Origin of the sequence: Bradyrhizobium sp. CCBAU 11361, from assembly GCF_028128935.1 — a bacterium.
Taxonomy (GTDB): Bacteria; Pseudomonadota; Alphaproteobacteria; order Rhizobiales; family Xanthobacteraceae; genus Bradyrhizobium; species Bradyrhizobium niftali.
Genome location: NZ_LBJZ01000194.1, coordinates 238,638 through 251,622, shown reverse-complemented (window position 1 = coordinate 251,622; position 12,985 = coordinate 238,638). Strand labels below are relative to the sequence as shown.

The following is a 12,985-nucleotide window of genomic DNA, read 5'->3' as shown; positions in this document are numbered from 1 at the left end:
TGGCAGCGGATTTTACCTTGTTTCAAAGGCCCGCACGCAGCCTTGCTAAAGCTGATTCGCCGCTTTCGACAAGCGATGACCGGCCTCTTTGTGCGAGGAGGAGCGCGTTTCGCCCTAGAAAATAAGGCTAGATCGCATCGCCGAGGCGATCCGACCTCTCCCCGCAAGCGGGGAGAGGTGAAGAAAGAAGGCTAGATGCGCTCGATGACGATGGCCGGCGCCATGCCGCCGGCGGCGCACATGGTGACGAGACCGCGCTTGAGGTCGCGCCGTTCGAGCTCGTCGAGCACGGTGCCGATCAGGATCGAGCCGGTCGCGCCGATGGGATGGCCGAGCGCGATCGAGCCGCCATTGACGTTGACCTTGGCGCGGTCGAGCTTGAGGTCGCGGATGTATTTCTCCGCCACCACCGCGAAGGCCTCGTTGATCTCGAACAGGTCGATGTCGTCGATGGTCAGCCCCGCCTTCGCCAGCACCTTGCGCGTCGCCGGCACCGGCGCGTTCAGCATCAAGGTCGGCGAGTCCCCCATGTTTGCCATCGCCACCACGCGGGCGCGGGCTTTAAGGCCATGCGCCTTGGCGTAGGCGGGCGAGGCCAGCAGGATCGCGGCGGCGCCGTCGACGACGCCGGACGAATTGCCGGCATGGTGCACGAAGTCGATGTCGAGGTCCGGATATTTCTGCAGGATCAGGCCGCGATAGGTGGTGCCCTTGTCGTCGAGCGCATAGTCGGCAATGGCGGGGAAAGCCGGCTTCAGGCTGCCGAGGCCTTCCATCGTGGTCTGCGGCCGCGGATATTCTTCGTGGTCGAGCGCAAGGCTGCCGTCCTCGCGATGAACAGGCACGAGGCTCTTCTTGAAGTGCCCGTTCGCCATCGCATGCGCGGCGCGCTTCTGGCTCTCCAGCCCGAGCGCGTCGACGTCCCGCCGCGTGATGCCCTCCATGGTCGCGATCGCATCGGCGCAGACGCCCTGATGCGACTGCGGATGCCGCGCGCGCAGGCGCAGATTGCCGGAGTCCATCATCATCGGACCGCCGCCGCGACGTCCCTCCATCGACATCATCTCGCAACCGCCGGCGATGACGAGGTCTTCGGCGCCCGCCATGATCGAGGATGCGGCCATGTTGACGCTGGTGATGCCGCTTCCGCAGAAGCGGTCGAGCGTCACCGCGCTGGCGCGCACGTCGTAGCCGGCATCGAGCGCCGACATGCGGCCGAGATCGCCGCTTTGGGTTGCGACCTGCGCGCTGCAGCCCCAGACGATGTCGTCGACATCGGCCGTATTGATGCCGGTGCGATCGGCGAGCGCGCGCAGCACGGTTGCGCCCAGCTGCTGCGGATGAATGCCCGAGAGCGCTCCCTTGCCGGCCTTGCCGACGCCCCGCGGTGTCCTGCAAGCATCGATGATCAGCGCGTCAGCCATTGGCGTTGTCCTCTTGTTATGAGTGTTGAGAGGCGTTGTGGGTCAGGGGATGAGGGGAGTCAATGCGCTGTGCCTTCCCCTTGCCTCTCCCCGCACGCGGGGAGAGGCGAAGACACCAAAACGCCGCTACACCCCCGCAGCATTCCTTGCGATCACGTTGCGGTAGTAGCTTGCGCTGAGCTTTGGCGTGCGGACCTGGGTGTCGAAATTGACGTGATAGAGCCCGAAACGCTTGCTGAGCCCGAACACCCATTCGAAGTTGTCCATCAGGCTCCAGAGGAAATAGCCGCGCACCGGCACGCCTTCGGCGGTGGCGCGCTGGAGCTGGGCGAGATAGTTGCGCAGATACATGATGCGGTCGGTGTCGTAGATCTTGCCGTCGGGCGTCACCACATCCTCGCCGGAGGTGCCGTTCTCGCTGATATAGATCGCATCCGTCTTCCAGATCTTGGCCGCCAGCTTCGGCACCCAGTAGATCGTCTCCGGCGCGACGCGGAGCCAGTCCGAGTTCATGTGCGGGAATGATTTCGGGATCGGCAGCGGCATGAAGCCGGCGCCCTGGTCGGACGGCACCACATAGTGCTGCGGCGCGTAGATGTTGAGGCCGAGGAAGTCGACCGGCGAGGAGATGATCTTCAGCTCGGCGTCGGTGTATTTCGGCGCATTGGCGCCCGCGTATTTCAGGAACGCCTCAGTGTAGCTGCCGGTCATGATGACGTTGAGATAGCCCGCGTTCATCTCGCGCAGCGCGATCTCGGCGGCGCGGACGTGCTCGGGCGTGTCGATCGCGGGAACGCAGACGTCGATGTTCTCGGCCGGCCCGACCCTGGTGCCGCGGCGGCCATGGGCGCGCACCGCCTGCACCGCAAGCCCGTGCGCGAGCGCGCTGTTGTGCCTGACCTGGTTGACCTCTGCTTGCGGCAGCGTCACGCCGGGCGCATCGATGCCGATACCATAGCCGAACTGCACGAAGCGGCCGCTCTCGTTCAGCGTGAACACGTTCTTGACGCGATCGGTCAAACGCTCGGCGACATAGGCGGCATAGTCGCCGAAGATCTTGCAGGTCTCCGTCGAGCGCCAGCCGCCAAAGCGGTCCTGGAGCGATTGCGGCAGGTCCCAGTGATAGAGCGTCATCCACGGCTCGATGCCGTTCTTCAGCAGCTCATCGACGAGGCGATTGTAGAAGTCGAGCCCCGCGGGATTCGGCTTGCCGTCGCCGTCGGGAAACACCCGCGGCCAGGCGATCGAGAAGCGGTACGCCTTGCAGCCGAGCTCCTTGATGAGCGCGATATCCTCCTTGTAGCGACGATAGTGCTCGTTGGCGCGATCGCCGGTCGAGCCGTCCTCGATCTTGCCGGGGATGCGGACGAACCTGTCCCAGATCGAGGCCCCTCGCCCGTCCTCGTTGACCGCGCCCTCGACCTGATAGGACGAGGTCGCCGTGCCCCAGACAAAGCCGACGGGAAAGCCGCTGTCGCGCGAGGCCGCTGCCGCCGGCTTGGCGTCGGCGAGCTCGAGCGGACCTGTCATTCCGGCTGCGGACAGCCCCGCGATTTTCGCAAACTGGCGACGCGAGACCTTGTCCGACATTGATATTGCCCCGAGATGATTGATGCGGCGGCACAATGACGGCACGCAGCCGGTTTGAAAAGCGCCGGCGCCGAAGCTTGAGGATGCAGAATTGCGCTGCCGGTGTCGCGACATGCCGGGTCGTCGAGAATAGGGTTCCCTGACAATTCCCTGACTTCAAATATTGCGATGCAACCATATGCGGCGGCGCCCCCTTGCCTGCACGATGGTCGGCGGTGCGGCGCCGAGGACTGCGGTCCCCGTCGCGTATTTCGCCTTCAATTTGCACGCGTGGTGGGCTTCTGCTACGCTGAGGTACGTGCCTCATTTCACCTCGCGGATTGCCCGTTGACGGGCCACCGCCGCAAAAGAAGCGGATGGCGGCCGTTCCGCGTGCACCGTGGAGAGGGGGCATGCGCTCAATTTCGCGCTCAAGCAGAGTTGGCCTGCATCAAGGGCCGGCCACCTAAGGGAGGATGGTAATGAAGCGACTCTTGGTTGCAGGTGTATCGTTTGCTTTCGCAATTGCACTGGGTACCGGCTCGGCCGTCGCGGCGGACAAGAAGGTTCTGGCCTTCGTCGTCAACGGCGCGTCCGACTTCTGGAAGATCGCGGAAGCCGGCGTGAAGAAGGCCCAGGGCGAACTGCCCAACTACAATCTTCAGCTCAAATATCCGGAACAGGCCGCCGCTGCCGTTCAGCAGCGCATGATGGACGACCTCGTCGCCGCCGGTGCCGCCGGCATCATGGTCAGCGCGGTCGATCCGAAGAACCAGGTCGAGCACCTCAACAAGATCGCCTCGCAGTCGCTGCTGTTCACCACCGACAGCGACGCGCCGAACTCGAAGCGCATCGCCTATATCGGCTCGTCCAACGTCGACCTCGGCAAGGACGCCGGCAAGCTGATGCTCAAGGCGCTGCCGAACGGCGGCAAATGCGTCGGCTTCGTCGGTCTTCCCGGCGCCGACAACGCCCGCGAGCGCATCGAGGGCGTCAAGGAGACCATCAAGGGCTCGAAGGTCGAGCTGGTCGACGTTCGCGGCGACGAGATCGATCAGACCCGCGCCAAGCGTAACGTCGAGGACATCCTCGCCGCCATGCCCGACGTGAGCTGCCTCGTCGGCTTCTACTCCTACAACACCCCGCGCATCTATGAAGTGCTGAAGGAGGCCGGCAAGCTCGGCAAGATCCAGATCATCGGTTTCGACGAGGATCCGATCACGCTGGGCGGCGTCAAGGAAGGCGCCATCGCCGGCACCGTCGTGCAGCAGCCGTTCGAGTGGGGCTATCAGGGCATGAAGCTGATGGCGAAGTACATTGAGGGCGACAAGTCCGGCGTGCCCGCCAACGGCATCATCATCGTTCCCGGCAAGGTCATCGACAAAACCAATGTCGACGACTTCATGGCCTCGATGAAGACGATGCTCAAGAAGTAGGAGACGTGCGGCGTTGCCCGCAAGCGTCAATGCCTGAGCCGTTTCTCGAACTGGTCGATATCAGCAAGAGCTATCCCGGCGTGGTCGCACTCGACCACGTCGGCCTTGCCGTGTCGCCGGGCGAGGTGATCGCGCTGATCGGCGAAAATGGCGCCGGCAAGTCCACCTTGATGCGGGTGCTCGGCGGCGTCGTCGAACCGAGCGGCGGCACGATCCGCGTCGATGGCGCCGAGCGGAGCGCGCTCACGGTGGCTGAGGCGATCGCCGCGGGCATCGCCTTCGTCCATCAGGAGCTCAATCTCTTCGACAATCTCGACGTCGCCGGCAACGTGTTCATCGGCCGCGAGCCCGTGCATGGCGGGCCGCTGCGGCTGATCGACCGCAAGGCGCTCTACGCCAGGACTCAGCCGCTGCTGGACCGCCTGGGGGCCGATTTCGCGCCGGACGCGCCGCTCGCCGAGCTGTCGCTGGCCCAACGCCAGCTCGTCGAGATCATGAAGGCGCTGTCGCTCGATGCGCGCCTTGTGATCATGGACGAGCCGACATCAAGTCTGACCCTTTCCGAGACTGACCGGCTGATGCGGGTGATCGCGGCCCTGAAAGCCGACGGCGTCAGCATCATCTTCATCACCCATCGCCTCAATGAAGTGATGCAATGCGCCGACCGCGCGGTGGTGTTGCGCGACGGGCGCATGGTCGGCGCGCTGACCCGCGCCGAGCTGTCGCCCGCGGCGATGATCCGACTGATGATCGGGCGCGACCTCAAATCGCTCTACGTGCCGCCGGCCGCTCCGCCCGGCGAGGCCGTGCTCGACATCGTCGAGGCCGTCACCGACACCTATCCGGAGCGCGCGGTGAGCCTGTCGGTTCGCCGCGGCGAGATCCTGGGACTGGCCGGTCTCGTCGGCTCCGGCCGAACCGAGCTTGCGCGCGCCGTTTTTGGCGTCGATCCGCTCCGGGGCGGCGCGATCAAGCTGAACGGCGAAGCCATCCGCGTGACAACCCCGCGCGCGGCGATCGACCACGGCATCTATCTGATCCCGGAGGACCGCAAGGCCTGCGGGCTCCTGCTCGACGTGTCGATCGCCGAGAACATCTCGCTGCCGGATCTGTCGTCCTATCTGCGCTTCTTCCTGGTCAACACCGCGCAGGAGACGAAGAACGCGCGAGCCCAGCGCGAGCAGCTCAAGATCCGCGCGCCAGACGTTGACACCACCGTTGGCTCGTTGTCCGGCGGCAATCAGCAGAAGGTCGTGCTGGCCAAATGGCTGTCGATGCGGCCCAAGGTGCTGATCTTCGACGAGCCGACGCGCGGCGTCGACGTCGGCGCCAAGCAGGAGATCTACGAGATGCTGCGCCGGCTGACCGACGCCGGCGTCGCGATCCTGATGATTTCGAGCGACATGGAAGAGGTGATCGGCGTCAGCGACCGGATTGCCGTCATGCACGAGGGTGCGATCTCGGGTTTCCTTGATCGCAGCCAGTTCAGCGAGCACAACGTGCTTCAGTTGGCCGTCGGCCACGCGGTTTGAGATGAGGGTGCCTTGAACAAGAAAGATCTGAGCCTGCTGGTCCTGATCCTGGTGGTCGGCGCGGTCGTTGCCTTCATCAATCCGCGTTTCCTCTACGTCGGCAATCTCTCCAACACACTGAACCAGGTCGGGATGTTCGGCATCTTCTCGATCGCGGAAGCCTTCGTCATCATCATCGGCGGGATCGAGCTCTCGGTCGGATCGGTGATCGCACTGCTCGGCGTTCTCTTCATCGACCTCATCGTCAATCACGACGTCAACTGGATCCTCGCCTTTGCGGCGGTCATCGCCGCCGGGCTCGTGATCGGCCTCGTGCACGGCGCGCTGGTGACGCGGATGCACATCCAGCCGTTCGTGGTGACGCTGTGCGGACTTTTGATCTATCGCGGCGCGGCGCGCTATTACACCGAGGACGCGACCGCCGGCTTCGGCTTCGGTGCCAGCTTCCCGACGCTGGAATGGCTGACCGCGGGCCGCACCAACGTGCTCGGCTTTCCGCTGCCGCACAGCGTGGTGGCGCTGATCGTCGTCGCCGCTATCGCTTGGGTGCTGCTGCATCGCTCGGTGTTCGGCCGCTATCTCTACGCCGTCGGCAAGAACGAGGAGGCCGCGCGCTATTCCGGCATCCGTTCCGGGCGCGTGATGATTTCGGCCTATGTCATCTGCGGCGGGCTGACCGCGTTTGCCGCGATCCTGTTCGCGATGTACACCCGCTCGATCTCGCCGGCCGTGCACGGCTCGTTCTACGAGCTCTATGCCATCGCCGCGGCCGTGCTCGGCGGCTGCTCCTTGCGCGGCGGCGAAGGCTCGATCGTCGGCGTCGTGCTCGGCACCGTGCTGCTCCAGGTGCTGCAAAACCTGGTCAATCTGCTCGGCATCCCGAGCTCACTGAACTTCGCAGTGATGGGCGCGGTGATTCTGATCGGCGTGCTCGCCGATCAGTATCTTGTGCAGCGACGACACCACGTGAGCCCGGCCAAAGGCCGGGGGCAGACGAGTGTGGCGGCCGCGCCGCTCGAGCGGGTGAAGGTGGAGTGAGGGACGGACGGTCTCGCGCCAGATTGGGCCTACTCTTCAGCATCTCCTGATCCTTGCAGCTTGCCGCGCAGCGCCGACATGACGCTTCGCGTGGTTTGGCGCGATCGCCGGTCGAGCCGTCCTCGATCTTGCCGGGGATGCGGACGAACCTGTCCCAGATCGAGGCCCCTCGCCCGTCCTCGTTGACCGCGCCCTCGACCTGATAGGACGAGGTCGCCGTGCCCCAGACAAAGCCGACGGGAAAGCCGCTGTCGCGCGAGGCCGCTGCCGCCGGCTTGGCGTCGGCGAGCTCGAGCGGACCTGTCATTCCGGCTGCGGACAGCCCCGCGATTTTCGCAAACTGGCGACGCGAGACCTTGTCCGACATTGATGCTGCTCCACTTCTCTTGGTTTCGGACCGGCACAATGACGAGTTCCGGCCGATTTGAGAAGCAGTGTCCCTGGTTGTCACGACTGCAACCGACGCTCACATCTGTCGTCCCCGACGTGGAGCGCCGATAAGGCTTTATCGAACCAAACCATTGTTTAGCTTGAATAGAACCCGGTTCCCGAGGTCTCATCTAGACTGTTCACACCGAAGCGAATCGGACGCCCCATGTGGATATCGGGATTTCCTGTGTTCACGGCATGAAACTCGCATGACATGGCACCGGGAGATCCGTAACTTTTGCTTTGAACGCGCACGAGGGGACAAGGGTGATTCACGCTGGCGTAAGCCCGATGGCGTTGCGTGGTGATCGGCACGGCCAAGATGTCGCTGCCGACCTCACGCCGAGCGTTTCGTTCGCTCTGGTGCGCCATGCGCCGCGGGAGATGCTGCGCGTTTTACGGTGCGGCCCTGCCGTCGCCGTGGAGATCCATTGGCCGTCGGGAGAGGCAGGCCTCTTCCTACGATGCCGTATCGAGCTGAGCTCGAGAGACCAGTGGCGGTTACGGCATCGGCGGCACGCCCATCAGACTGTGAACCATCAATCATCTCAATTGGCGATCCTTGCCATGACATTGCTGCTCGCCGTCTGCGGCTGGAGCGTCGGCGGAGCCGAGGGCATGCAGCGGGCGCTGTTGGGAAGCACGCCCCGTCCCGACGAAACGGTCATCTCGCGCGAGAACGTGTATCGCTGGTTCGGCGCCCGCCTGCTGTCCCCTGCGGAGGTGCCGGACCTGTTCGCCGTTCTGACAAAAGTTTGCAGCAGGGCCGGGCTGGTGCGATTACCGGATCTCTATTGTCTGCCGGCACCGCGCGACATGAATGCCTATGCGCTCGGCGGACCGGAACGCAGTGCCATCGTGTTAACCGAAGGCCTGCTACGCGGCATGACGCGCGACGAAGTTGCCGGGATATTGGCCCATGAAGTCGCTCATATCCGCAACAATGATGCCTGGACGATGGGCTGGGCGACAGCGTTGCGACGCGCGATCGATTGGACCTCGCTCGCTGGTCTCGCGTTGCTGCGAACCGGCCATCATCACGGTGGCATGACATCAAGCCGGCCATTGGCGATGCTGCTGAGCGCAGCACCAGCTCTCGGCCAGCTCCTTGGACTTGCTCTGTCGCGAGTTCGCGAACTGGATGCAGATGCAACGGCGCTCGAACTGACCGGCGACTCGCGAGCGCTGATCGCCGCACTCGACAAACTGGAGCGCCATCACACCGGGTCCGCACCAAGCCGCACGTCCGCATTCGTGCATGATCCGATGCACTTGCTTCGCAGCCATCCCGCCACCTCCGAGCGCGTCGGCACATTGCTCAACCTCGCCTATTAAGCACTCGCTCAAGTGGGCATCTGCGCACATCGGAAGGCTCGCTGACCAGGCAAAGAGTGCTGACGAAGAATCCGCGCGGCTTGAATGATCGCCGCCAAAATATCGCCGCGCTTTCGCGAAACTATTTCGACGTGAGTACGTTTTCCGCGTCTCTGCTCATTGCAGCACTGGGGAGAAACCAGCGTAATTGCCAAGCGTTCGAGCGGACGTGAGACATAAATTATAAATGGCTGGCCATCGTGCCAGCGAGGAAAATCCGCTCCCACCTTTTTCGACGGCAATGATTTTGCCGCTCTAAAACATCTCACCGTCGGCTTGTCACCTTGAGGGGACGCATCTCGCGCCTCCCAGGCGGGCGACATTGCCTGCGGCCGAGACTTCCGTGCCAAGCATTCGAACTTGAAGCTCCAACGCCGTCGCACCGGCGTGACAGACCGCTATTGCCATCGAAGGGGTCGCGCATGCGACCGGCCTTTGCAGGATTCTTGACAGGATTCTTGGCAGGATTTTGGGCTGAGGGCACCACCATCGCAAGGAGACCAAGCGATGACCTATTACGACACCCTACAACAGAACCTCGCGCATGGTTCGCCGTTCGGCCAATTCGGTCCGCAACAATGGGGATCGGGAGCATTCGGTTCGCAAGGCGGCCAACAGTATGGAGGAGGCGGTCTTGGATTGGGCCAGGCGGCCTATGGACAGCAACACGGACAGTTCGGCGGTCAGCCGACCTTTGGCGCGTTTGGATATGGCCCCGGCTGGGGCGGGCAAACGGGCTGGGGTCAGCAGCAGCCTCAGCAGCAGCCTCAACAGCAGCCTTGGGGCGGACAACAGCGCCAGCTTTCGCCACAGGACGTGAATGAGGTCGTGCGGCAATTGGTACCGGCGCTGCCTCAAATTCTCGCGCAAGCTCAAACTCCATTCGCAGGAATGGGCTATGCGGCTTACGGCCAGGCGCCGCGGCAGCTCAGTCCGCAAGACGTGAGCGAGGTGGTGCGGCAGATCCTGCCGATCGTGCCGCAAATCATGGGAATGCTGCAAAGCCAGCCCCAAATGCAGCATTCGGCCATGCACGGCGGTCCCGGTCAGGGACAATTCGGAGGCCTCGGTCAATTCGGTCCCGGCTATCCCACACAGACTCAGCCAGCGCAGATGTGGGGTACGCAGTTCGGCGCGCCGCAGTTCCAGGCGGCATTCGGCGGTCCGACGGGCTTTGGCCAGCAGCGACAACTGACGCAGCAAGATGTCGCCGACATCACCCGCCAGCTGATCGGCGTCATACCCCAGGTCATCGGTAACCTTCAGGCCTACGGCCAGCAGCGGATGATCTGACCGCGCGGTAAGGCGCGACCGCCGCCAAAAGCGGCGGTCGCGCCTGCCGTTGCGCATGCTTCCTCCGAAGGAGAACCCTCATGTCGGATTCCAATCCCTCCGCCGCATCCGCGTCACATCGCCACTCCTCAGACATTCAGCAGCTCGTGGGCCTGCTCAGCAATTTGATGCCGCTGCTCTTGCGCCTGCAGTCGCAACCGTTCGAGCAGCCGTTCCGAACCATGCCCGGCAACTTCCCGATGCCGAACCCGGTGCTCGATCATCAGGCTGCGGAAAACATGATCGGAGACATGATCGCGGAATCGCTGCGCTCGCTCTCCGCCTATCTCGAGGCCAACGCGGCACAGCATGCGGGCCTGGAAAACTGCGTCTCGATCGTCACCCAGGCAGCCAACAAGTTTACCGAGCGGGATTTTCCGCAGGCCTTCAACCTGATCTATTTCGCCTATCGCGCGATCGAAGCCGCCCGCGCAGCCGATCCCCGCCTTCCGTTACCGCGACAGGCTTCGATCGATCGCACGCAATCTTCTATCCACTGAAATCAACGGAGGCCACGCCATGGCAACAAGTCCAGACGATGCGCGACCGACCTCGAGCGACAATCGACGCAAGCCAGTGCGCACCACTCAATACATGATCGCGCCAGCGGGCGCCGGCATCAGTGCTCAAACGCTGGCCGAACAATTGAATCGGTTCGGCAACATCCTGTGGACCCACGACCAGCGCGGCGTCAGCGGCCCGCCAATTGCGATCGTGCGCATGCCTGACGAAACCGCCGAGGCCCTGCGCCGTTCCACGGGAGGTAGCCTTATCATCGAGCCGGACAGCCATCTGCGAGCAGCATCCTTTGCCGGGCCAACCTCCTCTTTGATCCCGACCACGACGATGACCGCGCTCGGGCCGGACTTGACGGTGACGATCCGGGTCCTCAGCGAAGCCGGAGCGCCTGTGGAACAGGCAATTGTACGGCTCGTTGGCGGGCAGGCGTCAGCTCAAGGACGGACGGACCGTGATGGCAACGTCGATCTTGCGCTGCGCGACGAAGTGCCGGAAACAGTCGCCGCCATTTTCGTCAGCCCACGCTCCGGCCATTGGGGCTTGTGGCAACAGCAGCCCTATATCGAGGCCGGTGCGGTGAACACCCTCACCCTGAAACCGTTGCCTCTACCCGGCCGGCTGGATTGGGGCGGCGAAGCGATGCGCTTCGATCAGATTCCCGACCACTGCCGTGGAGCCGACGTCAAGATCGCGCTCATCGACAGCGGCGTGGCGACCGGCCACATGCAATTGGCTCACATCAAGCACGGTATCGATGCCCGAAGTGGCGAAGATCGCTTGTGGTCGAAGGACGTCACTGGCCACGGCACACCTTGCGCAGGCATCATCAATGCGGCAGCACAGGCAGATTACGGCATCCGCGGCTACGCCCCGGACAGCGAGCTGCATGTTTGCAAGCTTCCCCCAGATGCCCGTTGCAGCGACCTGATCGCGGCGCTCGATGATTGCCTGCAATACGGCATCGACGTGGCGTGCATCGGAGTCGGTTGCGAGCGCGGCTCCGTGCTGGTTGAGCAGCACATTGCCATGGCCAAGCAGCAAGGCGTCAGCATCATCGCTGCCGCCGGCAACTCCGGAGAGGGCATACTGTTTCCGGCCTGTTCTCCGCATGTCGTAGCGGTCGGTGCGGTCGGACAGGTGGGAAGCTTCCCGGAAGACAGTCTCCAGGCGGCGCAAGCCGCAGCCGCCACTGCGGCGGCGGGTGGGTTGTTTGTACCGCCGTTTTCCTGCCGCGGGTCCGAACTCGACCTGTGCGCGCCCGGTGTTGCGGTCATTGCCTGCCAGTCGCCGGACGGCTACGCGGTCTGCGACGGCACCTCGCTTGCAGCGGCTTACGTCGCCGCGCTTGCAGCCTTGATCCTCGCCGACCACGCCGACTTCAAGGGCAGCTTCGCCGCAAAGGATGGCCACCGGGTCGAACGGCTGTTCCAAATTCTGAAGGATACTGCGCAGCCCATCGGCCATCCATGGCAGACCGGGGCCGGGTTGCCGGATGCAGCCCGCGCACTCGGCGTCCGATCCGATCAGCGGCCCCTCGCCATGCCTCTGAATGCCGGATTGCGCGAAATGCGCAACGCATTCGGCAGCTCGATCGGATTCCATTCAGCGCAAGCCAAGCGATGATATTCGAGCCGCCGCGCGGCCCGGCCAACGTGACGCGGCTTCCGCTGAATCCGGCCCCTCTGGCGTTCCAGGCTACCGGCGCGGAAACAGCGACGGTGCATGAACTCAGAGCAGCCATGGCGCTCGCGGGTCTAGCGGAAGGACCTTAGGGATGATCGGGACCCCGCAGTCCTAGAACGTCGCGCGCAAGCCTGCATAAGGGCCCGCGCCGGATGCAGAATTGCGCTGCAAGGGCCGCGACATATGGATGCGGGCGACCCGGCGGGCCGGCGAAGCGCTCCCGCGATCAGCGCGAGCGCTTCGGCAGCTTTGGAAGCTTGCCGGGATTGAACGCGGGGACCTGTCCGGCTTGTTCAGGTGCCGGCTGCTGCTGTTCCGTCAGGATGAGCGTTCCCTGCAGGATCATTCCCGGCACTTGCTGTGCCGTCGCCGTGTAAGTCGCGATCTTGCCGGGGCAGTGTCCCTCGATGTCCAGCGTGAGTTCATCATCGACGCCGAAGACCGTCGCACGTCCATCGGTATGACGCCTCGTCAACACGGTTGCGGTGAAGCGATCGCCGTCGACCTTGCAGGAGCCGTGATAGGTCATCAGGCTGTCACGGCCCCAAATCTGGCCGTCGGCGACATGGACGATACCGGTCCCCTGATCGAGGGGCGTCTTGTACCACGCCGTGTAGGTGCCATCCTTCAGCATGGGAGGCGTCTCCCT

10 protein-coding genes and 1 pseudogene are annotated in these 12,985 nt (G+C 63.9%); 7 read left to right on the top strand and 4 right to left on the bottom strand.

What is annotated here, in order from left to right; translation table 11 throughout:
* Positions 1-191: 191 nt before the first annotated feature.
* Together XI08_RS35390 and XI08_RS35385 are read right to left on the bottom strand one after the other, a co-directional pair.
* Positions 192-1,424, bottom strand: coding sequence for an acetyl-CoA C-acetyltransferase (locus tag XI08_RS35390; RefSeq protein ID WP_271577955.1), 1,233 nt, complete (start codon positions 1,422-1,424; stop codon positions 192-194).
* Between the two features lie 126 nt (positions 1,425-1,550).
* Positions 1,551-3,014 carry a GH1 family beta-glucosidase gene (locus tag XI08_RS35385; protein WP_271577954.1) on the bottom strand — a complete coding sequence of 488 codons (1,464 nt, stop codon included), beginning with the start codon at positions 3,012-3,014 and terminating at the stop codon, positions 1,551-1,553.
* 461 nt (positions 3,015-3,475) lie between these two features.
* Between XI08_RS35385 and XI08_RS35380 the strand changes: the two genes are divergently transcribed.
* From XI08_RS35380 to XI08_RS35370, 3 genes are read left to right on the top strand one after another with little or no spacing between them, the layout of a single operon-like run.
* Positions 3,476-4,429: a sugar-binding protein gene (locus XI08_RS35380; RefSeq protein WP_271577953.1), complete on the top strand. Its 954-nt coding sequence runs from the start codon at positions 3,476-3,478 to the stop codon at positions 4,427-4,429.
* A gap of 29 nt (positions 4,430-4,458) precedes the next feature.
* Positions 4,459-5,961 (top strand): sugar ABC transporter ATP-binding protein, encoded by a 1,503-nt coding sequence (locus tag XI08_RS35375; protein WP_271577952.1) that lies wholly within the window; start codon positions 4,459-4,461, stop codon positions 5,959-5,961.
* 12 nt (positions 5,962-5,973) lie between these two features.
* Positions 5,974-6,999 (top strand): ABC transporter permease, encoded by a 1,026-nt coding sequence (locus XI08_RS35370; protein WP_027546498.1) that lies wholly within the window; start codon positions 5,974-5,976, stop codon positions 6,997-6,999.
* A gap of 97 nt (positions 7,000-7,096) precedes the next feature.
* On the opposite strand, the pseudogene XI08_RS35365 reads toward XI08_RS35370, so the two are convergent.
* Positions 7,097-7,366 (bottom strand): annotated as a pseudogene (locus XI08_RS35365) (family 1 glycosylhydrolase); the annotation flags it as partial.
* A gap of 629 nt (positions 7,367-7,995) precedes the next feature.
* On the opposite strand from XI08_RS35365, the gene XI08_RS35360 reads away from it, so the two are divergent.
* The 4 genes from XI08_RS35360 to XI08_RS35345 all read left to right on the top strand — a co-directional run bounded on the left by XI08_RS35360 (position 7,996) and on the right by XI08_RS35345 (position 12,276).
* A complete protein-coding gene (locus tag XI08_RS35360) occupies positions 7,996-8,763 on the top strand; it encodes a M48 family metalloprotease (protein ID WP_167771176.1) in 768 nt (255 codons plus the stop codon).
* Positions 8,764-9,309: 546 nt separating this feature from the next.
* Positions 9,310-10,095: a hypothetical protein gene (locus tag XI08_RS35355; protein WP_156936978.1), complete on the top strand. Its 786-nt coding sequence runs from the start codon at positions 9,310-9,312 to the stop codon at positions 10,093-10,095.
* An 80-nt stretch (positions 10,096-10,175) separates the two neighbouring features.
* Entirely contained in the window at positions 10,176-10,634 is a 459-nt protein-coding gene (locus XI08_RS35350; RefSeq protein ID WP_027546495.1) for a hypothetical protein, read from the top strand.
* A gap of 19 nt (positions 10,635-10,653) precedes the next feature.
* Positions 10,654-12,276: a S8 family serine peptidase gene (locus tag XI08_RS35345; protein ID WP_271577951.1), complete on the top strand. Its 1,623-nt coding sequence runs from the start codon at positions 10,654-10,656 to the stop codon at positions 12,274-12,276.
* A 286-nt stretch (positions 12,277-12,562) separates the two neighbouring features.
* On the opposite strand, the gene XI08_RS35340 is transcribed toward XI08_RS35345, so the two are convergent.
* Complete coding sequence (locus XI08_RS35340) at positions 12,563-12,970, bottom strand: hypothetical protein (protein ID WP_271577950.1); 408 nt, start codon at positions 12,968-12,970, stop codon at positions 12,563-12,565.
* Between the last annotated feature and the right edge of the window lie 15 nt (positions 12,971-12,985).

What these genes read in the sequence shown, in the direction of transcription:
- XI08_RS35355 (WP_156936978.1), top strand. Translation starts at nt 9,310, where the DNA reads ATGACCTATTACGACACCCTACAACAGAACCTCGCGCATGGTTCGCCG.
- XI08_RS35380 (WP_271577953.1), top strand. Translation starts at nt 3,476, where the DNA reads ATGAAGCGACTCTTGGTTGCAGGTGTATCGTTTGCTTTCGCAATTGCA.
- XI08_RS35340 (WP_271577950.1), bottom strand. Translation starts at nt 12,970, where the DNA reads ATGCTGAAGGATGGCACCTACACGGCGTGGTACAAGACGCCCCTCGAT.
- XI08_RS35345 (WP_271577951.1), top strand. Translation starts at nt 10,654, where the DNA reads ATGGCAACAAGTCCAGACGATGCGCGACCGACCTCGAGCGACAATCGA.
- XI08_RS35350 (WP_027546495.1), top strand. Translation starts at nt 10,176, where the DNA reads ATGTCGGATTCCAATCCCTCCGCCGCATCCGCGTCACATCGCCACTCC.
- XI08_RS35375 (WP_271577952.1), top strand. Translation starts at nt 4,459, where the DNA reads ATGCCTGAGCCGTTTCTCGAACTGGTCGATATCAGCAAGAGCTATCCC.
- XI08_RS35360 (WP_167771176.1), top strand. Translation starts at nt 7,996, where the DNA reads ATGACATTGCTGCTCGCCGTCTGCGGCTGGAGCGTCGGCGGAGCCGAG.
- XI08_RS35390 (WP_271577955.1), bottom strand. Translation starts at nt 1,424, where the DNA reads ATGGCTGACGCGCTGATCATCGATGCTTGCAGGACACCGCGGGGCGTC.
- XI08_RS35385 (WP_271577954.1), bottom strand. Translation starts at nt 3,014, where the DNA reads ATGTCGGACAAGGTCTCGCGTCGCCAGTTTGCGAAAATCGCGGGGCTG.